Origin of the sequence: Sorangium sp. So ce426 (assembly GCF_051475585.1) — a bacterium.
GTDB lineage: Bacteria > Myxococcota_A > Polyangia > Polyangiales > Polyangiaceae > Sorangium > Sorangium cellulosum_B.
This window is the reverse complement of record NZ_CP150341.1, coordinates 12,152,733-12,175,610: the sequence shown is the minus strand read 5'-3', so window position 1 is coordinate 12,175,610 and position 22,878 is coordinate 12,152,733. Positions and strand designations below refer to the sequence as shown.

Below are 22,878 nucleotides of genomic sequence, written 5' to 3'. Positions count from 1 at the left end.
GGCGGCAGCGCCTCTCCCACGCCCTTCCGGTGCCGGCGAGTGCCGGAACGCGTGGGCGAAGGCCTGGGGCGATGGATCCATGCTCACCCGCGCCGACCTACCCCTGACGCGGAGCGGAAGTCTGGCCATCACTGGCCGACGGAGCTGGCCAGCGCTCGGCGCTCTTCAAGAGATCTCCGGCGTCTCCCCAGCAGCGGCCGGACCGCCCGGTTGCACACCATAGTGGATTTCACTATCCTGCCTCCGCGAGGAGCACCGATGAGAGGGACGGGAACGGCGAAGCGTGGCCGGGATGAGGAACGCGGTCCGGCGGGACGAGGCCCGGACGAGGACAGCGGACCCGTCAGCGTGGTGCTCCCGGCCGAGCTCCGGGAGCGGGTCCAGGCCGAGGCGAAGAAGCGCGGCCTCAAGCTCTCGCCCGCGATCCGCGCGCTCCTCAGCGAGCGCGTCCAGGAGATCGACGACCTGGAGCAGCTCAGCCGGGCCGAGGAGTGGCAGCGAGCCCAGGTCTGGGCGGTCTGGGAGCGGATGAAAGCGGGAGACCACGACGAGGCCGCGCGCCAGGAGATCGACTCCATCTTCGACGAGGCGCTCCGTGACGCCCCTCGTCGCCGCGCCCGCTAGGCCAGGGCGCCACGTGAGCCGCCGCGTCCGCTTCCGCCGGGAGTTCGCCCGCGACCTCCGCGATCAGGTGCGCTGGCTCGACGAGAACCGCGGGCTCGAGCAGGTCGAGCGCCTGCGGACCGGCCTCGACGAGGCCATCGAGCTCCTCGCCCGCTTCCCCGGGATCGGTCCCGCCGAGGCCAAGGACGATGAGAACCGCGCCGTCGTCCGCAGGCTCCTCCTGCGCAAGCTCCCCTACGTCGTCTGGTATCTCGTGGACGCCTCCGACCCCGACGGGGACCTCTGGCTGCTGCGCCTCTTCCACGCGCGGCAGCAGCGGCCGCTGGCCGGGGCCGGCCTCCCCTCACGCAAGCCGCGGAAGAGGTGAACGGGCAATGCGTCGCGTCGCTCCTCCCGGCGCGCGCCGACCCCCCGCAGCGCTCCAGGTTGGGTGGCTGCTCTCGGCGCCCGGCGTGCTATGCACGCGCCGATGAGCGACGTGGTGGTGATCGGCGGCGGCGTGGCCGGGTGCGCCTCGGCGCTGGCCCTGGCGCGGCGCGGGCTGTCTGTCCGCGTCCTCGAGCGCAACCAGGGCGAGGGCGCTTCGTGGGCGGCGGCGGGGATCATCGGGCCCCAGCTCGAGGCCGCGGGCGACGGCCCCCTCGCGCGGCTCTGCCTCGCGAGCCGCGCCCTGTACGCGGAGCTCGCCGCGTCGCTCGTCGAGGCGACGGGGATCGACGTCGGGTACCGGCAGAGCGGCGCCCTCCGCGTGGCGTTCACCGCCGAAGGACGCGAGGAGATCGCGCGCGAGCTCGCGTGGCAGCGGGAAGCCGGCCTCGCCGTGGAGATCTGCGACGGCGACGGGGTCCGCGCGCACGCGCCGGCGCTCTGCGACGAGGTCGCCGGCGGCGCGTGGCTCGCCGACGAGGCGCGCATCGATCCGCCGTCGCTCATGCGCGCGCTGCGCATCGCGGCGGAGCGCGCGGGCGTGTTGTTCAGCACCGGGGCGACCGTCCGGCGCATCGTGGTCGAGCGGGAGCACGCGCGCGGCGCGCAGCTCGAGGACGGCACGAAGGTCGAGGCGGGCTGGACGGTGCTCGCCGCCGGGAGCTGGTCGTCCCTGCTCGAGGCGTCGGGCCTCGCGCCCTCGGCGGTGCGCCCGGCGCGCGGGCAGATCGTCGAGCTCACGCCGGCGACGCCGGTGCTCTCGCAGGTGGTCTACGGCCCCGGCTGCTACCTGTCGCCGCGCGACGACGGGCGCGTGCTCGTCGGCGCGACCACGGAGTTCGCCGGCTACGTCACCGCGGTGACGTCGCGCGCCGTGCGCGACCTCTTGACCGCGGCGCTCCGGCTCGCGCCCGCGCTCGGCGACGCGCCGATCGGCAGGACGTGGGCCGGCCTCCGGCCCCACCCGAAGGACGCGCTGCCGATCCTCGGCGAGGGGGAGATCGCGAATCTGATCTTCGCGACAGGGCACTTCCGCAACGGCGTCCTGCTCGCCCCGGTGACCGCGAAGATCGTGGCGGCGCTGATCGCCGGAGAGGAGCCGCCGGTGGATCTGTCGCCCTTCTCCGCCAGACGGCCCGGCATCACCGGCTGAGCGCGGCGGCGAGATGTGCGCACCTGGCGCGGCGAGCTGACGGTCGCCCGCTCAAGCATCGATGCGCGAAGACTCTCGCGATTCCTCGGGGCGACAGCGCCCGAGCCACTGGCCACTCCGCCCGATGGGAACGAAGCCAGCGTGACGATGGTAATCCGCTGAGCTCCCTCGCGAGGCCAACGCTCCTCGGGGAGCCTCGATCGTCAGCCGTGAATTGACCACAGCCCATTCGGTCAGCGGACAAGACGCTGACATACATTCTTCTTCCAGGCGGGAAGCCAGACGAGCAAGGCAATGAGCTGTCAACCAGGAGCAGGCTCTCTGGCACGAGCTTGACATCGGCGCGGAATACCGTATTTCATACCCTTGATAGCTTCGATCTTACTTGGTGGCATCATCACGCACACGCCTTGATGGTAAAATGATCCACCGAAAGGAGAATACCTTGAGCTTACGCACCGCCGTTCCCACAATGTGTGTTGCGCTGACGGCTGTTCTCGCGGGTTGCGTCGTAGGTACCGACACAGGCGCTGACGAGGGCTCTGTGGCAGGCAGCTATGAATTCGGCGACCAGCAGCAATCGCCGCTCGCAGCGCCTGGCTGCACGGTTCGCCTCACGCCGACGAGCCTCGTCGCCAGCGTCGCGCAGGCCGAGAACCCGGCGGCGAACGTCGGCGATGGCAGCCTGGCCACCCGCTGGTCGGGCCGCGGCAAGGGCGCCTACGTGACGGCGGACCTGGGCGGGACGCAGCGCATCTGCAGCGTCTCTCTGGGGTGGTACAACGGCGGAGTCGATGGACGCATCTACGACTACGCGCTCTCGACGTCCACGGACGGCCAAAATTTCTCTCCGCTCTTCGCGGGGAAGAGCCTGCCCAACACATCGCTCCAGCCGATCGAGCTCCAGGCCGTCGACGCGCGGTACGTCCGCCTCACGGTCAACGGGAACACCGTCAACGACTACGCCAGCGTGACGGAGCTCCAGATCACCGCCAGCGCGGCCCCCGCCGGTGGCTTCGTGCATCCGGGCATCCTGGTCAGCAAGGCCCAGCTGGATTTCGTCAAGGCGAAGATCGGCGGCGGCGCGCAGCCCTGGAGCAAGGAGTACCAGCTCGCCCGGGGCTCGAGGCACGCGAAGCGGGACTACGTCGCCAGCCCGGTGCCCGTCGTCAAGTGCTCCACGCCCGGCTCGAAGCAGAAAGCCCTCGATATGGGCTTCGAGCAAGCGGGGTGCAGCGAGATCGTGAGCGACGCGAACGCCGCCTATACGCAGGCGCTGCTCTTTTACTACAGCGGCGACGCACAGTACGCCGAGAACGCGAGGCGCATCATCAACGCCTGGGCGCGCACGATGACCGCCATCCTGTTCGATCAGCCCCGCTTCCCGGACAACAACGGTCAGGTCTACGCCAACGGCCACTTCGCCGCTGGCTGGGCAGGCACCAACTTCCTGCGGGCCGCGGAGATCTTGCGCTACACGTACAGCGGCTGGACTGCCGAGGACACGGCGCTGCAAGAGAACCACTTCAGGACCGTCTACTGGGACCTGGTGAAGGACGGCTGGACAGGCGGCCAGAACCGGACCTCCGTGATGAACGAGACGGCGCTCGGCATCGCGATCTTCACGAACGATCGCGAGAAGTACGAGTACGCCGTGAGCCAGGTGGAGCACTCCAGCAAGGCCATGATCTACATGCCGAGCGACGGCCGCCAGCCGCTCTATCCCATCTATCAGGGCCGGCCGCGCTACACCGACGACGCGAAGGGCGCTCTCGCGGGGATCTGGAGCAACCCGACGCGCTACATCGCCGGCCTGGAGCAGGAGACCTGCCGCGACCTCGGGCACATGCAGATGGGTGTGAGCTCGCTGGCGAACATGGCAGAGACCCTTCGCATCCAGGGCGATGCTCGCAGCGCCTACAGCGACGACCCGGCTCATGACGAGAACCGCCTGCGGGCGGCGCTCGAGCTGAACGCCGATTACGTGCTGCAGTACCTCGACAACACGGGCAATCGGGTCGGCGTGGAGGTGACACCCACGGGCTGGATGCCGGCGCGGAACTGGCCGTGCAGCAGCTTCGCCAAGACCGCCGGCGGCGGCTCGGCGGTCATGGGCTGGGAGATCGGGTACAACGAGTTCCGCAACCGGCGCGGGATCAGCATGCCGAAGACCCAGGAGCTCATCACACGCATCAGGGCGATGAGCAGCGCCGGGACCCGGGTCGGCAACCACATCGGCTGGGAGGCGCTGACGCACGCGGGCGCGCCCTAGCCGCCCGCAGCCCCGCCCGTCCTGAACACCGGCTCCCGCGCGCCGCGGGAGCCCCCTGCGCCGTCGCCCGCCGCCGTCGATGTGAGCCGGGCCCCATCACGGCCGAGATCCCGCGCGTCAGGAACTTTTCGCGGGGCTCGCCGTGTCCTGGGAGTGTCCGGGGTACGAGGCAGCGTCAGCCTTCGTCCTCCCGGCCCGGCCCATGCGTACGTCTCCCCACACATCGTTCCTCGATCGGCTCCTCGCCGAGCTCCCGTGCCTCCTGCGCGCGGCGCGCCGCCTGACGCGCTCGGAGCAGGACGCCGAGGATCTGGCGCAGGCGACGATCCTGCGCGCGATCGAGCGGCACGCCGACCTGCGCGACGAGGATCGCATGCGCGCGTGGCTGCTCCGCATCGAGCGATCGGTGCTGCTCAACGCGACGCGCGGCGCGCGGCAGCGGCTCGAGGTGATCGAGGGCGGCCGCGGCGCCGAGTCGGTGCCGGAGCCGCAGGGCAATCTGGAGGCGGAGCTGCTCGAGCGCGGCTTCGCCGACGAGGTCGAGCGCGCGCTCGCGCGCTTGCCCCCGGAGTGGCGCGAGGCGCTGCTCCTGCGGGAGGTCGAGGAGCTCTCCTACGAGGAGATCGCCGATCTCCAGGCGTGCCCGGTGGGCACGGTGCGATCACGGCTCTCGCGGGCGCGGCTCGCGCTCGTCGAGGGCCTCTCCGAACGATGCGAGGAGGCGTCATGGCAGGGTGCAACCGCGAGTGGTTCGAGAACATTTCGGCGTGGCACGACGGCGAGGTGACGCCCGAAGACGCGGCGCGGATCGAGGCGCACGTCGCCGGCTGCGCGCCCTGCCGGCGCGCAGCGGAGGTCCTCGGCGGCGTGCGGCGCGCGCTCGTCGCGAAGGCGGACGGGGAAGTCCCGGAGCGCCTGCGCGATCGGGCGGAGGCCGCGGCGCGGAACGCGCGCGCGCGGCGGCGCGGCCCCTGGGCGATCACGGCCGCCCTCGCCGCGGCCGCGGCGGCCGCCGCGCTGCTCGTCGGCAGCCCGGGCCGGGGCGTGAGCGCGGCGATGGCCGACGAGCTCGTGAGCCACCACGTGCGCGGCTTCGCGCGCGAGCGCCCGTGCGACCTCGAGTCCTCCGATCCGGGCGCCGTCGCCGGGTGGCTCGAGGGCGAGCTCGGCTACGCGGTGACGGTCCCGGCGGTGTCCGGCGCCCGGCTGCTCGGGGCGCGCCTCTGCCAGATCGGCGGCACGCGCACGGCGGCGCTCATGTACGAGAGCGGGGACAAGCCGCTCACGGTGTTCGTGCCGCCGCCCGGGTCCGGCGCCGCGACGGCGGCGCGCGCGCTCGCGGGGCGCGGCGTGGGGTGCACCCGGGGGCCGCTCGGCAACGCGATCTGCGCGAGGAGCGTGGAGCAGCCGGTGCTCGCGGTGGCTGAAGTGGACACAGCGGCGCTCGCGCCGGCGCTCTTCGGGCGCTGATCCCGTCGATCTCGAGGACCCATGACGATCGGTTCATTGCTGGCGCTCTTCGGCGCGGGGCTCCTGACGTTCGCGTCGCCCTGCGTGCTCCCCATGCTCCCCGTCTACCTGTCGGCCCTCGGCGGCGCCGGGGCGCTCGGCGGCCCGGACCCGGCGGCGGCGAGGCGCGGCGTGCGCCTCGCCGGTGTCGGCTTCGCGATCGGCCTCGCGATCGTGCTCGTCGCGCTCGGCGCCGGCGCCTCGGCGATCGCCGCGGTCCTCGCGCCCCACCGGCGCGCGTTCACCGTCGCGTCGGGCGTGATCCTGGCGCTCTTCGGCGCGAAGCTCCTGGGCGTGCTGCGCCTCCCGTGGCTCGAGCGCGAGGCGCGCCCGCTCCTCTCCCGCCTCCCGGGCGCGGGCGGCTTCTGGGGGGGCATGCTCTTCGGGATCGCCTTCGCGGCGGGGTGGACGCCGTGCGTCGGCCCGGTGCTCGGCGCCGCGTTGACCTACGCGGCCAGCGCGGGCTCGAGCCCGCTCACCGGCGCGATCCAGCTCGGCGCTTACGCCGCGGGCCTCGCCGCGCCGCTCGTCGCCGCGGCCTTCGTCGGGCCGGCGGCCGTCGCGCTCGCGCGCCGCCTGATGCCGGCCACGCCGGCCCTCCAGCGCGTGACGGGGGCGCTGCTCGTGGCCGCCGGGATCGCGGTCGCCGACGGCCGTCTGGACGCCCTCTCGCCGGCGCCCGCGGCGGCCGTGGATGCGGGCGCGCCCTGCGAGGTCGGCCCCGCCGGCGCGTGCGCGGCCCCGGAGGGCGCCGTGGCGCAGGGCGACGTCGCGCTGCCCGAGGGGATGCCTCGTCTGCTCGAGTTCGAGAGCGCGCACTGCGCGGTGTGCGAGCGCATGGCGCCGCTCGTGAAGGAGCTCGAGGCGCGCTGCGCCAGGGAGGACGGCACCGTCCTGCGCATCCAGGTCGACGATCCGCGCGGGCGGGCCCTCGCCGCCCGCTACGGCGTGCGCTTCGTGCCGACGTTCCTCAGCGTCGACGCCGCCGGGCAGGAGGTGGAGCGCGCCGTCGGCGAGCTGCCTGCCCAGCGGCTCGCGAGCCTCATCGGCGACGTCCGCGGCGAGGCGTGCCCCCCTGCCTTGTGAGCCCACCACGGCGGGGCTCGCTGCCCCCTCATCCCCGGAGGCTGCCCGAGCTTCGTGGGGGTGTCTTGTACCCTGTCGGGCAGGAGACATCGTCCGGATGAGCAACAGAACGTCGATCTCCGAAGCGCGAACCAGCCAATGGGCGCCCCTGCTCATGCGCCTGGTCATGGGCTATGGATTCATGGTGCACGGCTGGGTGAAGCTCAGCAGGGGGCCCGCCCGATTCGAGATGTTGCTCGCCCAGGTCGGCGTCCCCTTCTCGAAGCTCATGTCCTGGGTGGTGCCCTTCGTGGAGCTCCTCGGCGGCATCGCCGTGATCGTGGGCGCGTTCGCCGCGATCGCCGCCGTTCCTCTCATCGCCACGATGCTGGCGGCGATGTTCTCCGTTCATCTCAAGCACGGCTTCAGCTCCGTCAACACGATCGGATTGGCGGCGGATGGGCCTGTATTTGGCCCTCCCGGGTACGAGATCAACCTGCTGTACATCGCGGGGCTGCTCTCCCTCGCGCTCGGCGGCGCAGGCGCGTTCTCCGTCGACGCGCTGAGAGCCCGTCGACGAAGGCTGCGAGGGCACGCCTGACGTGAAGCGACGACCGCGCGCCGCCGCCCGTTCGCCCTCGGGCGGCGCGGGGCTAGGCTCCCGAGAGGCGCGCGCGCACCTTGGCGAGCACCGCGACGTCGGCGGGCGGGAAGAGCTCGTCCCGGAGATCAGCCGCCTCGGCCCAGCGCACGGCGGCGACGTCGAGCGCGGCGGGCGCGGGCGAGCCCTCGGCGAGGGCGGCGGCGTAGAAGAGGAGGAGCACCGGTTTCTTGGGATAGCGGTGGTAGGTCACCTCGACGATGTCGCCGATCCGGGCCTCGACGCCGATCTCCTCGCGCAGCTCGCGGATCAGGGCGTCTCGCGGATCCTCGTCGGCCTCGACCTTGCCGCCGGGGAACTCCCAGGCGCCCTCGAGGTGCGCGCCCGCCTTGCGCTGCGTGAGCAGGACGCGGCCGCGCTCGATGATGACGGCGGCGGCGACGAGGACCGGGGGAGGAGCGGGGACGGGCGTGGCGGACATGGGCGCGTAGAATGGCGGTCGCGACGCGCAAGACAAGGGCGAACGGCTGGCTCGACGCTGCACATCCCTCCGGCGTCTCCATTGCCTTGCGCGGCTGGGATTTCTCACCCCCCGAGATGTGCCCTGTCGGAGGATAGGGCCACCCGGTCTCGGGGCCAATTCCAGCCGATGAGCTGCCGGAGCAGGCGGCGCCCCACGGCGGCCCCGGTCGCAGCGCTCGAGACGCTCCGAACGCCGCCGCCTGGACCCGACACCCCTTCACGCCTCGCTGCCGGAAACGTGCTGAGCCGTCCCGCGGCGCCCCGCGGGCGTGGATCGATCTTGCTCACCCCGGGCGTGAATGGGATCATCGAGACCTGCTTACCGCCAGCTCGGCTGGGCTGACCCCACATCGAAGGGGCGTCCTGCCCGCGGCGCCTTGGCCAGCGTCAAAGAGGGTATCATGAAGGGAACCGACACCTCGGCCGCAGCGATCCGGAAACTCGATCCATCCTCCTCGCGGCGTGAGGACACCCGAGCGGGAGGCGGATGGCGCGGCCGGGCGGTGCTGCGCGCGGCCGCCGCCGCGACGGCCCTCCTCGCGATCGCCGCGCTCTTCACCGGATGTCCATTGTGCAATGGGAACGACGTCGGTTGCGGGGACGGCGTCAAGATCTCGGGGCCTATCGGGCTCGCCGCGAATACGTCGGCGCGCATCGAGGTCCGGGCCTGCTGGAACGGGCGGTGCGGGGAAGCGACGCTCGGCTCGGAGCCGGGTGATTTGCCGAGCTCGCCGAGCCCTGCCAACGGCGCGAGCGCCGATATCGACGGCGGGCGGTTCTACTTCGCGCTCTTCGACGTCGACCCGACCAACGCCGAGTGGGAGCTCTCGATCGATTTCTTGCCGGACGTCGATACGGAGCTCGAGGACGGGGACGTCTATTCGGTCAGCGTCATCGACGCCGACACGCAACGCGAGCTCGTGAGCCTCGAGCAAAGCGTCTCCTACCGTGAAGTCCAGCCCAACGGCGAGGGCGCCTTCTGCACGTCGTGCTACGTCGCGGGGATCAAGCTCCCTCCGCCCGCTGCGCAGTGATCACGAGGTTGATTTCGTGAGCCGCTACTTCGCTCCGGCGAAGGGCGCCCCGGAAGATCCGGTGACCGGGGGGGCGCTCCCTGCATGCTCACCCCCTACTGGGCCAAAGAGCTGGGAAGTCGATCATGTGTTCCTTGCGACGCCCGACGTGGGCATCGTCGAGCGGATGCTCGCCGAGTTCGGCCTGAGCTTCAGTCGCCACGCGGTGCATGAGGGTCAGGGGACCGCGAATGCGTGCGCGGCCTTCGAAAACGCTTTCTTCGAGGTCCTCGGCGTCCATGATCTGGAGGAGCTGCAGACCGAGATCGTTCGGCCGCTGGGGCTACACGAACGCATTCATTGGGGCGAGACCGGCGCATGCCCGTTCGGCATCTGTTTCAGGACCCTCGATGCCGGAGGCGCCGGGGACTGGCCCTTCGAGACCTGGGACTACAAGCCGAAATACATGCCGACGGGCATGAGCATGCCCATCGTGACGCCGCGAGGGTCCCTGGCGGAGCCCATGATATTCGTGGCGCCCTGGACCATCAGGCGGACCACCCCGATCGAGTCGCGCTCACATCGCGGCGCGCGCCGGACGCTGACGCGTGTACGGCTGCAACGGCCAGCGGAGAGCCCGCCACTTTCATCGGGCGTGCGTTGGTTCGTGGACCAGGGCATGCTCTCGATCGATCGTGGGGCGACCTACTCTCTCGAGCTGGAGTGGGATCACGGCCGTGATGGGGAATCGCACCAGTTCCCCGCAGAAGTGCCGCTCGTCGTGCGCTGGTAGAGCGGGCTTTCGCTGTACGCTGGGGGAAGCACGAGCGCTCGCCCGGCCGAGCGGTGGCGCGTCTGTTCCTCCTCGACTACTTCGCGACGGGCAAGCTCGACGTCGACGTGGGCGAGGCCGTGGTCCGCGGCATCGCCGAGGGCTGCAAGCAGGCCGGCTGCGCGCTGATCGGCGGCGAGACGGCCGAGCTGCCCGGTATGATCCGGGCGCGAGGCCGTCGAACCGCTAGATATCACGAGTCCAAGACATCGGAATCATTGAAATCAGACCACCATTGTCGGTTTGACGAGATCGTCCGGATGCCTTCGCGGCCGAGCGCCTGCGACAGCTGCGTCCGGCTCTCGCTCCAAGCGCTGATAGCCACTGACTCCAGCCGCATCACCTCTCGTGCATTCTCGATCAGCAGGAGTGCCTGCTCGCTGGTGTCGCAGCGAACCACACAGAACGAGGTTCCAAGTGGAGCTATCAGCTCGCGGACCCAGAGGTCCTCCCCCTCATAGCTGGAGACGAGGCGGTCCGTGCACTCAGGGACAGGTCGGAGTCCGAGCCGCTCCGCGATGAGCCCCCGCCGTAGGTGCGAATCCAGCGGGAAAGCCAGCTCGACGCGGAGTCGCTCGGCCTCCGCTAGGCCGTCCTCCACCGCGAGGATCTCGAGCCATGTCCGGAGCTCGCCTGCCACAAAGTCCATCTGCTCAGGCATATTTGCGTACACCCAAAGTCCGCCTTCGCCGGACCACAGGATGAGCTTCCAGTCGTGCCATGCTCCCACGGCAACGAGCTGCAAGTCCTTCCACGACCAGAGCGGCCAGTGGACAAGGCGAAGGCCGGTCGGAAACGACTCTGCTCCGCCTTCGAAATCGAGGAGCGACTGAGCTCGCTCTGGGAGCATCTCGCGCGGAAGCAGCCCCAGCCACAGTGCGCCGTCCGGCATCTCGTGCTCGCGGGGCATGACCACACAGCCTCCGCCCACGAGTCCGCGTATGGACTCGACCAGTGCCGAAGGCGCAGGGACCGGCGGCGCAGCGACGCAGACGGCCCCTTGGTCCTGCAGGTAGCGATCGAGCCGAGGCGAGCCGAGTGCCGGCGCGCGGCAGCGGTGCTGAGTCGCTTCCTCGCGGACGATGTCGAGCCGTGCGACTGCTTGATCCAGCACGAAATCGCCCTGAATCACGTGTTCATCAGTCACCCACACACGGCGCGAAGTGAAGGCGGACGCGTCCGTGTAGAGAGGAGCAGCCGTGGGCACCGATAGCTCTGGAAGCTCGCGCACAGCGACGCCAGCCCCCACGTCGAGCACCGCCCGGGCACCTTCATGGGCGCAGAACCGAAGCACGTCCCCGAGCACTTCCAGCGTGCGCGTGAAGATGCGCGGCTGCGCGACGACGACATCGTCCGCTCGAAGGAGCGAACCACCTTCTCCAGACGGTGAAAGCGAGAACCGCTCACTCAGTCGCGTCCAGAACGCCTGCGCGGCCCGTCGACGGCGCACGACGAGCGCAGGCCAGAAAGCGCCAAGACAGTCCACGCACGCCATCAGCGCCACATAGTCGCGCCACAGGCCGACACCGAGGCCACCAAAGGAGTCTAGGTAGAGCGCGCCCTTCCAACGATGCCACGCGAAGAGGCGGCGCTCACCGCGGCCCATCGAGGGCACCGTGCTGGGCGCGAGCGCGCGGGCAGCGGGGTAGCCGAATGCTGCCCCCCCGAGGAGCGGGAACCCACGGCGACCCGTCAGCTCAAAAAGCTCTTCGTCCTCGACGGGTGTCGGTGAATCCGGCCGAAGGCTCACGCCAGGAACGATGGGCGCCCGGCGGAGCTGCTCGCACGTCGCAGGAGACCATCGCTGCATCAGAGCTTCGTCCATCTCTTCCCGTCCCAATTCCAGGCACCAGGCTCCGCCGCTCGGCCTTCTTTGTTCATGAATTTTCCCCGTATCCTGCTCCCATTGCTTCAAATAGTCGCTCAGCGCCTTGGGTTCCGAACAAACATTCTGCGCGCCGCCGCTCTCGGAAGGGCGTGCGTTGTTCGGAGCCAGCGCGGCCTCCACTGCGGGATGTAGGTCCGTGGAGCCCGCCCCTCTCGCCGAACACGAGCAGCACGCCGTCGGCCTCCAGCGTGTAGCCGCCCTCATGACGCCTCAGCACGCCGCACGGCATCGAGACGGGACGGCCCGGCTTGGGGATCTCCGCCTCCGTCGGCGCTGCGTGAGGCTCCAGGACACGCAGCGTCCGCCGCCGGTCCTCGATCGCCCACGCCAGCGAGTGGCTCCAGCCGAACCCGAGCCCCAGATCCACGTCGCTCGTCTCCGACGAGTAGCTCCGCTCGATCCGGAGCTGCAAGATCATCCCGCCGAGCGCCAGATCCACGGCCTTCCAAGCTATGCGGGTTCGGACCTGCTTGCCGAGGTTCGGGCCCTCAGCGCGAACACCGGGTTGAAGCAGGGGCGCAAGGGAGTGTTCAACCGCCGGCCGTCACAGAAGCGGCGCAGGAAGTCCCCTCGTCGTGTGATGCTGGCGAACATGGCTTTGCAGCCTTCTGGCCCCTTACCGCCTGAGCACCGTCGCGCCCCGTGCCCTCCCCGCCCATGGCCACCGTCTCCGCGCCAAGGATGAACGCGCCCGGATTCATGCCAGGAATCACGGGGATGCTCGGGATCGAGGCCGCGCGCCATGCCGGCCACCGCCGAGAAGCGTTGCACGCGACGTACAGCGGCCCACCATCCTCCCCGCGCTGCCCAGCCAGCCGGCCGTGCTGGCGAGGCTGCTCACCCGAGGCGAGCCGGGCGACCCCGGAAGCCGCCCCAAGAGCGAGCCCGCTTCCCTTTGCCGCCGAGGTGTGGGATGCGCCTGCCATGAGCGTCACGTACCGGGAAGCCGGGGTCGATATCGATGCAGGGGACGCGCTCGTCGAGCGCATCAAGCGGCTCGCGAAGCCGACGCGCATCCCCGAGGTGCTCGCCGACGTGGGCGGCTTCGCCGGGCTGTGCGCGCTGCCGGGCGGGCTGTCCGAGCCGGTGCTCGTCAGCGGCACGGACGGGGTCGGCACCAAGCTGAAGGTGGCGTTCGCGACGGGCGTCCACGACACCGTCGGCATCGATCTCGTCGCGATGTGCGTGAACGACGTGCTGACCGTCGGCGCGCGGCCGCTCTTCTTCCTCGACTACTTCGCGACGGGCAAGCTCGACGTCGACGTGGGCGAGGCCGTGGTCCGCGGCATCGCCGAGGGCTGCAAGCAGGCCGGCTGCGCGCTGATCGGCGGCGAGACGGCCGAGCTGCCGGGCATGTACGCGGACGGCGAGTACGACCTCGCTGGGTTCGCCGTGGGCGTCGTCGAGCGGTCGCGCATCCTCGACGGCAAGCGGATCGCGGCCGGGGATGCGGTCATCGGCGTGGCGTCGAGCGGGCTGCACTCGAACGGCTTCTCGCTCGCGCGGCGCGTGCTCGAGAAGGAGATGGGCCTCACGATGAGCGACCGCGTGGCCGACCTCGGCGGCACCGTGGGGGAGGCGCTGCTGAAGCCGACCCGGATCTACGCCCGCGCGATCACGGCGCTCCTCGCGGCCTGCGGCGATGCGGTCCGGGGGCTTTCGCACATCACGGGCGGCGGCCTGCCGGGGAACCTGCCGCGCGTGCTGCCGGACGGGCTGGGCGCGCGGCTCGACCTCGGCTCCTACCAGCGGCCGGCGGTGTTCCAGGTGCTCCAGCGCGGAGGCCCCGTGGAGGAGGCCGAGATGCGGCGCACGTTCAACCTCGGCGTCGGGCTGGTCGCGGTCGTGGAGAAGAGCGCCGCGGACCGGGCCATCGAGGCGTTCGCCAAGAGCGGCGAGCAGGCCTGGGTGCTCGGCGAGGTCGTGTCGGTCGGCGACGTGCCGTTCGAGGAGCGCGTGCTGTTCGGATGAGCGGCCCGGCGCCGGCGAGGGCGATGCGCGGCGCGCGGGCCGGGATGCGCCGAGCGGCCGCGCGGGCCTCGCGGCGCGAGCTCAGCCGCCTTCGAGCCGCGCTCGCAGGTTCTTGATCGCCTCGTCGATCGCCCGGCTCTTCTTGTAACAGGGCCTCACCGTCGTCTCGAGCACGACGAGGGTGCGCTGGTCGCCCTCGGAGACGGCGCGCTCCAGGAACGGGAGCTTCTCGCCGCACGTGGCGTCGCGCAGCTCGAAGGAGATCCGGACCGCGGGGGTCCCGCGGGCCGCGATCTCCGGATCGCGGAGCAGCTTCGCGGCCCGGGTGGCCGGCGTGGAGCGGCCGCGGGTCTCGACGATCTCGTAGAGCACGTCGATGCCCGCGTTCCCGAAGCGGCTCGAGAGCGCGTCGAAGACCTTGTCGGCGTGCTGCTCGCCCGTCTTCGCGATCGCGATGGCGACGTTGCGCGCCGCGATCGCGAGCGCGCGCTCGCGGAGCGCCGTCGGATCGCGCTCCGCGAGCTGCTGGATCGCGTCGGCGGCCTTCACCCACCGGCGCGCCCTGACGGCGTCGGTGAGCGCCTTCCGGGCCGCTTCATCGGGCGGGGGTTCGGCCGGCGGGTCGGGCGCCGCCGGCGCAGCGGCCTCGGGCGCCTGCGCCGTGGGCGCGGGGGTCTCGGGGACGGCGGCGGCGTCGGCCGGGGCCGGCTCGCTCGTGGCGAGCGCGCTCGCGGGGGGCCTCGCGGAGCCGAGCTGGGGCTCCGGCTCGGGCGGGGCGCGCCCACCGCCGGCGAGCGCCGCGATCACGGCCGCCGCGAGGAGGCCGCCGCCCAGGTACGGGGCCAGCCGGCCCACGCGGCCGCCGAGGCCTTCGGGGCCCAGCCGCGACGCGCGAGCCTCCCGGGCTTCGCGCTTTCGCCTGGCCTTCTCCTCGCGCTCGCGCTCGGCGCGCTCTGCCTCCTCGGCGAGCTTCCGCCTGGCCTCTTCCTCGCGCTCGCGGGCGACGCGCTCTGCTTCGGCGGCCTCCAGCTCCCGCAGCAGCGTCGGGGCGAAGGCTGGCCGCGAGCCGCTCATCCGCTCGGACGTCGGCTCCGAGACGGGCGCCGCATCCTCTGCGGGCGGCTCGTCCGGCGGCGGCGACGCGGACGCCACGGGAACCGGCTCGTTCTGCGGCGGCTGCGCCTTCGCGGACGGCGCGGGCGACGGCGATGGCGCCGGCTCCACGCCGGCCTCGGGCGGCGGCTTCGACGACGCCGGCTTCGCGACGGATGCCGGCTCGACAGCGGGCGCGGACAGCGGCTCCGATGGCGCACGCTCCGCCGCAGGCGACGACGGCGGCTTCGATGGCGCCTGCTCCGCTGCAGACGACGACGGCGGCTTCGACGACGCCGGCTTCGCTTCAGGCGACGACGGCTCCGCAGCGGACGCGGGCGGCGCCTTCGATGGCGCACGCTCCGCCGCAGGCGACGACGGCGGCTTCGATGACACCTGCTCCGCTTCAGGCGACGACGGCGGCCTCGACGACGCCGGCTTCGCGACGGACACCGGCTCCACAGCGGACGTGGACGGCGGCTTCGATGACGCACGCTCCGCTGACGGCGGCTTCGATGGCGCACGCTCCGCCGCAGGCGACGACGGCGGCTTCGATGATGCACGCTCCGCCGCAGGCGACGACGGCGGCTTCGATGGCGCACTCTCCGCCGCAAGCGACCACGGCGGCTTCGATGACGCACGCTCCGCCGCAGGCGACGACGGCGGCTTCGATGACGCACGCTCCGCCGCAGGCGACGACGGCGGCTTCGATGACGCACGCTCCGCTGACGGCGGCTTCGATGGCGCCTGCTCCGCTTCAGGCGATGACGGCTCCTCCACGCCCGACGGCGACGGCTCCTTCGCCGAGGGCTCTACCGGACGACGCTCCGGCTGCCCCGGCGACGACAAGAGATCGTCCAGCGACAGCCGTAGGGCGCTGAATCCCGTTGCCGCCGTCGCCACAGGCGTTTCGGCGGACCGCGCGGCCTCCCCAGGCGATGGATCCGTCGAGACCGGCAGCGCCGGCTCCTGCGACGGCGCCGGCTCCTGCGACGGCGCCGGCTCCTGCGACGCCGCGTCGAGCAGCTGCCACGACTCGCGCGGCGGCCGCGGGTCATCGGTCTCGGAAGACGCGCCACCGCCGGCTGCTTCGCGAGCGAAAGCCGCCTGGGCGATGAGCGCCGCGCCGCCCACCGTCGTCGGACGCGCGTCCTCCGGCACGCTCGAGTCGTCGGCCGCGGCGGCAGCGTCGGCCCTGGCGGCCTCCTGCGCGAAGGCGATCTGCGCCATGAACGCCGCTCCGCCGATCGCCGTCGGGCGCGAGTCGCGCGTCAGCTCAGCGACGAGGGTCGGCGTGTTGCGCACCGGCGTCGGCCGCGAGTGGCTGAGGGCGTCCTCGTCGTCTTCATCGCCCGCCGCCGGCTCCACGGCCGCCGCCGCCGGCTCCACGGCCGCCGCCGCCGCCGGCTCCACGGCCGCCGTCATCCCCGCCAGCTCCACGCTGTCCGCGCGGCCCTCCCCCGGCTCGCTCGACGCGCGCGCTCGCTCTGCCTCCGGCGCGCCCGCGCCGCTCCCGGCCGGCGCCAGCGCGCCCGCGACGTCCTCCAGCGAGACCAGGCACGAATCGCCGAGGAGGATCGCCGAGGAGCCGCCGGAGCCCGCCTCGAGCTCACGCGACGGCGCGCTGGGCACGGGCGGCCGGTTGCTCGGCACGCGCGCCGCGTCCCCGATCGCGGGCACCGACGTCATCTCCGCCCTCGAGGACATCTCCCCCCTCGACGACATCTCCGCCCGCGGCTCGTGCACCACGATCCCCGACGTGGCGCACGCGTCGTCGAGCGCCGCGATCAGCTCCTCCGCGGTGCCGAAGCGGGCGCGCGGATTCTTCTCGAGGAGGAGCCGCACGACCGCCTCGAGGGCAGGCGGGACCACGACGCCGGGCGCGTGCGCGGCGATCGCCGGCACGGGCGCGCTCCGCTGCTGGTTGAAGAGCTCGACCGGATCCTTGGCGAGGAACGGGTGCTTGCCGGCCAGCATCTCGTAGAAGATCAGGCCCAGAGCGTAGAGATCCGCGCGCTCGTCGACGAAGTCCATCCCGAGCGCCGACTCCGGGGCGAGGTAGGCGATGGTCCCGAAGATCACGCCGGCCGTGGTGAGCCGGACCGGGAGCGAGTCGGCCCCCGCCCGCGCGGACTCGGGCGACGCGACGGAGCGGCGCAGCTGATCGACGCTCACCTTCGCGAGGCCGAAGTCGATGAGCTTCACGAGGTCGCCCTGCGGCTCGATGACCATCGCGTTGCGCGGCTTCACGTCGCGGTGGACGATGCCCATCGCGTGGGTCGCGTCGAGCGCGGCCGCGAGCTGCCTGGCGATCAGGGCGGCGCGCGCGGCGGGCACCGGCCCCCGCCGGATGATCTCGTGGAGCGTCGTGCCGCGCACGTACTCGAGGACCAGGAAGAACGAGCCGTCCTCCGCCTCGCCGAAATCGGTCGCGGTCGCGACGTTCCGGTGCTGGATGTGGGCGCCGGCGATGGCCTCGCGCTCGAAGCGCTGCACGAGCTCGGGGAGCCGCTCGGTGTCGGGGTGCAGGATCTTGATCGCGACGCGCTTGTGCATGTGCACGTGCTCGCCGCGGTAGACCGCGCCCATGCCGCCCATCGCGATGACCTCGTCGATGCGGTAGCGCTTCGAGATCACCCGCCCGAGGTAGGACCTCGCCCGGTGCTTCGCGGCCTCGTCGGCGGTAAGGGTCGGCTCAGGCGGGCGTTCCGACATCGTGGCGCCGCCACCCTACCCCGAGCGGCGCGAAGATGGTAGGTTGCCGGACCGCTCGGGGCGGCTCAGAGGGCGACGACGCGCCACGAGACGCCGGATGGCCTGCGCCGCTGCGTGCAGCACGTCAACGACACCGTCCGTGAGCGGAGGTACACGCTTCGCGTGCAGACGCCGCAACGGGGCTCGGTCAACCTACCTGACGCAGAGCGCGCGGCCTTGGATCCGGCTCCTCGTCGTCCATACGCTGAGAAATTGGGCGTGTAGCTCCTGGTGCCGCCAGATGGTGATGCTGTGGTCCTCCTGGTTGTTGCTGCTGAACTCGCCCGCGACGCGCGTCAGCATGCATTGCGTGTCGAAGTCGCCCGCCGGCGTCAGCATTTCGTAGGTCGGGTCGTCTTCTGCAGGGACGCCGAGCTCGTCCGAGAGCGCCAGTTGAGTGGTTATCGACGAGACGGTGATGCAGCGCGCCCTGGCGTGTACCCCTGTGCTGCTCGAGACGCCGCTCAGGATCCAGTGGCCGAAAACCCGAAGCACCGACACGCCCTCGTTCATGCCGTTGAAATCTCCGCCCATCCGTGTGAGGAAGCACGCCCGCGGAAGGCCGGCAGACGTGGTGTCCAACCCGAGATCGACGCCGGCATCGCCTTGCGACCACGAAAATTCGGCCGTTCTGCCGAGGGTCGAAGAGACACAGGTGGCCATGGCGCGGGCGCTGCCGTGCGTGTTGTTGCCGTGGAGGTACCATCGCCCACCCGAGATGGTTGTGTGCACCCACTCGCTACCTGACTCGAAGTCCCCCATGATCCCTGTCAGAAAGCAGGTCCTGTTCGAGGCGTCGCCCATGTCCACCGGCCCGCTGCCAGCCACCCAGATGCCCCCGCTCACCCAACCCAGGGGCTGCTCGGCAACGCTGGTCTCCTCGCTGTCATCTTCTTCCTCGCCAGCCCCCGCGATACAGCCGCTGGCGCCGATCGCAACGAGGGCCAAAAGCCCCTTCATCAAGAGTTCTTTGACCATCTGTCTACCTCCAAGCAATGAGAAGCTCGTGTGTGTGGCGAGCCAGCTCGGTCGAGCAAGGCGCATGCCACCTTGTGGGCGTTCGCTTCCGTGACGGCCATGGGCGGAGATGCGGTGGATAGCTACCGAAGCGGAGGGTCGGCACACGACGGGGGCGGTCGGACGGCGCGCCGGCACAGCAGGTTCAGGCCGGAATAGGCGGCTCATGGCGCGCGCCGGGCCGAGGAGCGCGACGGTACAGCCAGACGCGTGACCGTGACATATCACGATCGAGGGCGTGACATGTCACGGTCGCTGTCACGCTTTCACCGTGACATGTCACGCGGAGACCGCTCGAGGGCGATCGTCGCGATCGAATGACCAGGGCGCGCCCCCGGAAGCATCGCTCTCCAGACAACGCCGAAGTCTTCGCGAACAACGGGGTGCCGAGGGGCGCAGGTCGCGAGGCCGAGCCCGGGCGGCCGAGGCGACGCGGCGGATCCGCGCCCGCCGTCCCACCCGCGCCCTCGGGCCCGGCCTGCTCGCGCGATGGCCCGGCGCGTCACCCGGCGCGCGCTCGGCGGCCATGGAAACGGGCCTCGCGGCGCGATCGCCGGACCCGGGCGGCCGCTTCCGCCCCGGATCTCTCCCGCGCCCGCCTCCGCCGTAGTATCTGCCCCCCATGCCCCCCCTCGATCTCGGCGTCCTCATCTCCGGCCGCGGCTCGAACCTCCAGGCGATCCTGGACGCGATCGCCGCCGGCCACCTCGACGCCCGCGTGCGGCTCGTCCTGTCCAACCGGCCCGACGTGGAGGGCCTCGCGCGCGCCGAGCGCGCCGGGGTCCCCACGCGCGTCATCGCGCACCGGGACTTCGCCGATCGCGACAGCTTCGACGCCGCCGTCGTCGACGCCCTCCGCGAGGCGGGCGCGACCTGGGTCGTCCTCGCGGGCTTCATGCGCCTGCTCACGACGACCTTCCTCGACGCCTTCCCGCACCGGGTCGTGAACATCCACCCGTCGCTGCTGCCCTCCTTCCCCGGCGTCGACGCCCAGCAGCAGGCGATCGATCACGGCGTGCGCGTCACCGGCTGCACGGTCCACCTCGTGGACGCCGGCACCGATACGGGGCCCATCCTCGCGCAGGCCGCCGTCCCCGTGCTCGACGGGGACGACCGCGACGCGCTCGCCGCGCGCATCCTCGTCCAGGAGCACGCCCTGCTCATCCGCGCGCTCTCGTGGATCGCCGAGGGTCGCCTCCAGATCGCGCCGCCTGACGTGCCGGGCGGGCGAGCGCGCGCGACGCTCGCCGGCGTCGAGACCGCGCTCGGGCTCGCCCAGAGCGGCCGCGCGCGGGGAAGCGCCGGGGAGGTCAGCGAAGTCGGAGAAGTCGGGGAAGGGGCGTGATCCACAAGCACTACGACGTCATCGTCCTCGGCCGGTCCATCGGCGCGCTCACGGCCGCGGCGCTCCTCGCGCGCCGCGACTTCACCGTGATGGTCGTCGGGCACGGCGAGCGCCCGCCCACCTACCGCCTCGACCAGCACGTCCTCCGCCGGCGCGCCTTCACGATGCTCGCCGAGCCCTCGCCCGCGTGGCGCCGCTTCCTCGTCGAGCTCGCCCAGTCGCAGACATGGAAGCGCCGCATCGTCCCGGCGATGCCCATGCTGCAGGCCGTCGCGCCACGCCGGCGCCTCGACGTGCCGCCCGACATGGTCCTCTTCGGCCGCGAGATCGACCGCGAGTTCCCCGAGCTCCGGCGGGTCGTCGACGAGCTCTACGCCGAGCTCGCCCACGTCAACGGCGCCGCGGACGACGCCTTCTCGCACGACGCCCTCTGGCCGCCGGGCACCTTCTGGGAGCGGCGCGAGACCGCGCGCTACGCCGGCATGCTCCCGTACGCGCGCGCCGAGCCCGACGCCGACCTGCTCGTCGAGTTCCCGCGCGGCCACCTGTTCCGCTCGATCGTCACGCAGTCCGTCCTCTTCGCCACGGACCTCTCGGCGCTCCCGCCTCCGTTCGCGGTCGCGCGCCTGCACGGGGCGTGGACGCGCGGGCTGATGATGCTGCCGCGCGGCGAGGAGGAGCTCGAGGAGTTCCTCGTCGAGCGCATCCTCGCCCACGGCGGCCGCTGCCTGCTCGACGAGCGCGCGGCGTCGGTCCACGTCCGCCGCGGCACCGCCGCGGGGGTCGTGCTCGACGGCGACGATCACCCGAACGGCAGCAGCTTCGTCATCACCGACATGGACGGCGAGACGCTCGCGAGCCTCTCGGGCGGCGAGGGCATCCACAAGCGCGCGCTGCGCGAGTGGCCGCGGATCACCTCGTCGGTCGGCCGCTTCGTCGTGTCGCTCATCGTGCGCCGCGAGGGCTTGCCCGAGCCGCTCGGCCCCGAGGCGCTGCTGTTCCCCTTCCCGTCCGCGTCGGCGGGCCGCTCGCCCGCGCCGCCGCGCGTGTCGAGCGACGGCGCCTCCGGGGGCCGTCCGAGCTCGCCGCGGCAGACGCGGCCGACCGGACCCGGGCGCCCCGTGGTCCACCTCCAGCGCTGCGATCTGCCGGCTCCCTCGACCGACACGCTGCTCGTGGCGGAGATCCTGCTCCCCGACCGGGGCCCGCTGTCGCTGCTCGAGGCGCGCCAGGCGGTGCTCGACGCGCTCACGGCCGAGCTCCCCTTCCTCGAGCGCCACCTCGTGCTCGTCGACTCGGTGCACGACGGGCTGCCCGTGTGGCTCTACGACGGCCAGCGCCGCCGCCTCATCGAGCGCGCCGCGCTGAAGGGCGCGGCCCCGGGCGCCGAGCCGATGGTGCGGCAGCTCGAGGTCGACCCGCCCGGCTACCTCGGGCTCGCGGGCGAGCCGATCCGCGGGCCGATCGAGCGCACGCTGCTCGTCGGCCGGAGCGTGCTGCCCGGCCTCGGCCAGGAGGGCCAGCTGCTCGCCGCCTGGGGCGCCGCCCGGCTCGTGACCCGGACCGACCGGCGGAAGGAGCGGATGCGGCGGGACATGTGGAGCAAGGTGGAGATTGGGTAGCGGGCGGGGGGCGGACCTCGCAGGGCTGCCCGGCCCCCAGAGAGGGTGTTCTCGGCGCGGGGTGGGGGCCCCGCCGAACTCGCCTGAAACACGAGCCACCCGGCGTTGCCGGATGGCTCGTGTTTCAGGCTCAAACATCGGCCCATCCCCCACCCCGCGCCGAGAACACCCTCTCTGGGGGCCTACCGTTTTCGGATCTCTCCACTGCGCAGAGGACGAACCGTGCGTCTTGCAAAGCGGGTGAGGCGTGAAGGCGAGACTCCGTGTCTCAGAGAGATCGGGGAAAGACCTGGAAGAACCCGTCGCGCTCGACCACGGTGAGCGGCACGTCGAACAGGCGGGACAGGTTGTCGTCGGTCAGCACCGCCCGCTTCGGGCCATCGGCGAAGACGCGGCCACTCCGCAGCAGGACGACCCGCCCGATCTCCGGCGGGATCTCCTGCACATGGTGCGTCACCAGGATCAGCGTCTTGCCCTGCCGCGCGAGGCGCCTGAGCAGATCGATGAGCTCGAACGCGGCCTTCAGATCGAGGCTCGTCGTCGGCTCGTCGAACACAAGCGCCTCCGGGTCGTGCACGAGGGCGCGCCCGAGCAGACAGCGCCGCTGCTCGCCGGCGGACATCTCCGCGATGGGCTTTTCGCCGAGGTGCGCGACGCCGAGGTCACGGAGCACCTCCTCGGCGCGCCGGCGCTGCGCGTCCGTCGCCGGCTCGTGCTCGTGCAGCCCGGCGCTCGCGAAGAAGCCGGAGAGCACCACGTCGGAGCCCCGCACACCCCGGGGATAGGCCATCTGCAGCTCGTACGACACGAGCCCTAACCTGCGCCGCAGTGCGGACACCTCCCACCTTTCGCGACCGAGTATCCGTACATGCGAGCTCTCGCGGTGGACCGGATAGATTTCCCGTGAGAGCAGCCGCAGCAAGGTCGACTTCCCGGCGCCGTTGGGCCCGAGGATCGCGGTGTTCTCGCCCTGCTCGATGCGCAGCGACAGCCCCTCGAAGACGCGCGTGTCGCCGCGGAAGACCTCGGCGTCCTCGATCTCGATGAGCGCAGGCGCGCTCATCGCTCCACTCCACGGTCCTGGTTCATCGGGCGCAGACTACCCGCTTGCCGGCGTCCCGCACCGAGAAATCAGGCCGTTCGCGGTGGATCATCCGTGCCCCGGTTCGGCG

The 22,878-nt window shown here is 71.9% G+C and carries 18 protein-coding genes and 2 pseudogenes; 14 read left to right on the top strand and 6 right to left on the bottom strand.

From position 1 onward, the window contains the following. Positions 1-348 precede the first annotated feature (348 nt). The 8 genes from WMF44_RS45725 (at position 349) to WMF44_RS45690 (ending at position 7,650) form a co-directional block, all read left to right on the top strand. The gene (locus WMF44_RS45725; RefSeq protein ID WP_437296333.1) at positions 349-624 is read left to right on the top strand and encodes a hypothetical protein; all 276 of its coding nucleotides are present in this window, start codon (positions 349-351) and stop codon (positions 622-624) included. Positions 625-637: 13 nt separating this feature from the next. After that, on the top strand, positions 638-991 hold the full coding sequence (locus WMF44_RS45720) for a type II toxin-antitoxin system RelE/ParE family toxin (protein ID WP_437296332.1): 354 nt from the start codon (positions 638-640) through the stop codon (positions 989-991). Between the two features lie 102 nt (positions 992-1,093). After that, positions 1,094-2,203 carry a glycine oxidase ThiO gene (gene thiO, locus WMF44_RS45715; RefSeq protein ID WP_437296331.1) on the top strand — a complete coding sequence of 370 codons (1,110 nt, stop codon included), beginning with the start codon at positions 1,094-1,096 and terminating at the stop codon, positions 2,201-2,203. Between the two features lie 544 nt (positions 2,204-2,747). Continuing rightward, positions 2,748-4,475, top strand: a complete 1,728-nt coding sequence (locus tag WMF44_RS45710; protein ID WP_437296330.1) for a discoidin domain-containing protein — start codon at positions 2,748-2,750, stop codon at positions 4,473-4,475. Positions 4,476-4,677: 202 nt separating this feature from the next. After that, a complete protein-coding gene (locus WMF44_RS45705; protein WP_437296329.1) occupies positions 4,678-5,262 on the top strand; it encodes an RNA polymerase sigma factor in 585 nt (194 codons plus the stop codon). Continuing rightward, positions 5,202-5,945: a zf-HC2 domain-containing protein gene (locus tag WMF44_RS45700; RefSeq protein ID WP_437296328.1), complete on the top strand. Its 744-nt coding sequence runs from the start codon at positions 5,202-5,204 to the stop codon at positions 5,943-5,945. Before WMF44_RS45705 ends, WMF44_RS45700 begins: the two co-directional genes overlap by 61 nt. 21 nt (positions 5,946-5,966) lie before the next feature. Then, positions 5,967-7,070, top strand: a complete 1,104-nt coding sequence (locus WMF44_RS45695; RefSeq protein ID WP_437296327.1) for a cytochrome c biogenesis protein/redoxin — start codon at positions 5,967-5,969, stop codon at positions 7,068-7,070. A gap of 97 nt (positions 7,071-7,167) precedes the next feature. Continuing rightward, positions 7,168-7,650 carry a DoxX family protein gene (locus WMF44_RS45690; RefSeq protein ID WP_437296326.1) on the top strand — a complete coding sequence of 161 codons (483 nt, stop codon included), beginning with the start codon at positions 7,168-7,170 and terminating at the stop codon, positions 7,648-7,650. A gap of 52 nt (positions 7,651-7,702) precedes the next feature. Here WMF44_RS45690 and WMF44_RS45685 read toward each other — a convergent pair whose 3' ends face one another. After that, positions 7,703-8,131, bottom strand: coding sequence for a (deoxy)nucleoside triphosphate pyrophosphohydrolase (locus WMF44_RS45685; RefSeq protein WP_437296325.1), 429 nt, complete (start codon positions 8,129-8,131; stop codon positions 7,703-7,705). A gap of 442 nt (positions 8,132-8,573) precedes the next feature. Between WMF44_RS45685 and WMF44_RS45680 the strand changes: the two genes are divergently transcribed. From WMF44_RS45680 to WMF44_RS45670, 3 genes and pseudogenes are all read left to right on the top strand, one after another. Beyond that, positions 8,574-9,206: a hypothetical protein gene (locus WMF44_RS45680; protein WP_437296324.1), complete on the top strand. Its 633-nt coding sequence runs from the start codon at positions 8,574-8,576 to the stop codon at positions 9,204-9,206. 16 nt (positions 9,207-9,222) lie between these two features. Beyond that, positions 9,223-9,978: a VOC family protein gene (locus WMF44_RS45675; RefSeq protein ID WP_437296323.1), complete on the top strand. Its 756-nt coding sequence runs from the start codon at positions 9,223-9,225 to the stop codon at positions 9,976-9,978. Positions 9,979-10,040: 62 nt separating this feature from the next. After that, positions 10,041-10,178: pseudogene (locus WMF44_RS45670) on the top strand (AIR synthase related protein); the annotation flags it as partial. 32 nt (positions 10,179-10,210) lie between these two features. On the opposite strand, the gene WMF44_RS45665 reads toward WMF44_RS45670, so the two are convergent. Beyond that, complete coding sequence (locus tag WMF44_RS45665; RefSeq protein WP_437301708.1) at positions 10,211-12,025, bottom strand: hypothetical protein; 1,815 nt, start codon at positions 12,023-12,025, stop codon at positions 10,211-10,213. Between the two features lie 181 nt (positions 12,026-12,206). Next, positions 12,207-12,344: pseudogene (locus WMF44_RS45660) on the bottom strand (DUF6531 domain-containing protein); the annotation flags it as partial. 485 nt (positions 12,345-12,829) lie between these two features. Here WMF44_RS45660 and purM point away from each other — a divergent pair. Continuing rightward, positions 12,830-13,876, top strand: a complete 1,047-nt coding sequence (gene purM, locus WMF44_RS45655; RefSeq protein ID WP_437296322.1) for a phosphoribosylformylglycinamidine cyclo-ligase — start codon at positions 12,830-12,832, stop codon at positions 13,874-13,876. Positions 13,877-13,957: 81 nt separating this feature from the next. Here the strand turns inward: purM and WMF44_RS45650 are convergent, their stop codons facing one another. Both WMF44_RS45650 and WMF44_RS45645 read right to left on the bottom strand, forming a co-directional pair. Then, a complete protein-coding gene (locus tag WMF44_RS45650; protein ID WP_437296321.1) occupies positions 13,958-17,683 on the bottom strand; it encodes a protein kinase domain-containing protein in 3,726 nt (1,241 codons plus the stop codon). 192 nt (positions 17,684-17,875) lie between these two features. Continuing rightward, positions 17,876-18,700, bottom strand: a complete 825-nt coding sequence (locus WMF44_RS45645; RefSeq protein WP_437296320.1) for a hypothetical protein — start codon at positions 18,698-18,700, stop codon at positions 17,876-17,878. A gap of 661 nt (positions 18,701-19,361) precedes the next feature. Between WMF44_RS45645 and purN the strand changes: the two genes are divergently transcribed. Together purN and WMF44_RS45635 are read left to right on the top strand one after the other, a co-directional pair. Continuing rightward, the gene (gene purN / locus WMF44_RS45640; RefSeq protein ID WP_437296319.1) at positions 19,362-20,084 is read left to right on the top strand and encodes a phosphoribosylglycinamide formyltransferase; all 723 of its coding nucleotides are present in this window, start codon (positions 19,362-19,364) and stop codon (positions 20,082-20,084) included. After that, positions 20,081-21,706: an NAD(P)-binding protein gene (locus WMF44_RS45635; RefSeq protein ID WP_437296318.1), complete on the top strand. Its 1,626-nt coding sequence runs from the start codon at positions 20,081-20,083 to the stop codon at positions 21,704-21,706. Before purN ends, WMF44_RS45635 begins: the two co-directional genes overlap by 4 nt. Before the next feature lie 268 nt (positions 21,707-21,974). On the opposite strand, the gene WMF44_RS45630 is transcribed toward WMF44_RS45635, so the two are convergent. Continuing rightward, a complete protein-coding gene (locus WMF44_RS45630; RefSeq protein ID WP_437296317.1) occupies positions 21,975-22,769 on the bottom strand; it encodes an ABC transporter ATP-binding protein in 795 nt (264 codons plus the stop codon). Between the last annotated feature and the right edge of the window lie 109 nt (positions 22,770-22,878).

What these genes read in the sequence shown, in the direction of transcription:
- thiO (WP_437296331.1), top strand. Translation starts at nt 1,094, where the DNA reads ATGAGCGACGTGGTGGTGATCGGCGGCGGCGTGGCCGGGTGCGCCTCG.
- WMF44_RS45705 (WP_437296329.1), top strand. Translation starts at nt 4,678, where the DNA reads ATGCGTACGTCTCCCCACACATCGTTCCTCGATCGGCTCCTCGCCGAG.
- WMF44_RS45685 (WP_437296325.1), bottom strand. Translation starts at nt 8,131, where the DNA reads ATGTCCGCCACGCCCGTCCCCGCTCCTCCCCCGGTCCTCGTCGCCGCC.
- WMF44_RS45680 (WP_437296324.1), top strand. Translation starts at nt 8,574, where the DNA reads ATGAAGGGAACCGACACCTCGGCCGCAGCGATCCGGAAACTCGATCCA.
- WMF44_RS45690 (WP_437296326.1), top strand. Translation starts at nt 7,168, where the DNA reads ATGAGCAACAGAACGTCGATCTCCGAAGCGCGAACCAGCCAATGGGCG.
- WMF44_RS45700 (WP_437296328.1), top strand. Translation starts at nt 5,202, where the DNA reads ATGGCAGGGTGCAACCGCGAGTGGTTCGAGAACATTTCGGCGTGGCAC.
- WMF44_RS45650 (WP_437296321.1), bottom strand. Translation starts at nt 17,683, where the DNA reads ATGTCGGAACGCCCGCCTGAGCCGACCCTTACCGCCGACGAGGCCGCG.
- purM (WP_437296322.1), top strand. Translation starts at nt 12,830, where the DNA reads ATGAGCGTCACGTACCGGGAAGCCGGGGTCGATATCGATGCAGGGGAC.
- WMF44_RS45695 (WP_437296327.1), top strand. Translation starts at nt 5,967, where the DNA reads ATGACGATCGGTTCATTGCTGGCGCTCTTCGGCGCGGGGCTCCTGACG.
- WMF44_RS45630 (WP_437296317.1), bottom strand. Translation starts at nt 22,769, where the DNA reads ATGAGCGCGCCTGCGCTCATCGAGATCGAGGACGCCGAGGTCTTCCGC.
- WMF44_RS45645 (WP_437296320.1), bottom strand. Translation starts at nt 18,700, where the DNA reads ATGGTCAAAGAACTCTTGATGAAGGGGCTTTTGGCCCTCGTTGCGATC.
- purN (WP_437296319.1), top strand. Translation starts at nt 19,362, where the DNA reads ATGCCCCCCCTCGATCTCGGCGTCCTCATCTCCGGCCGCGGCTCGAAC.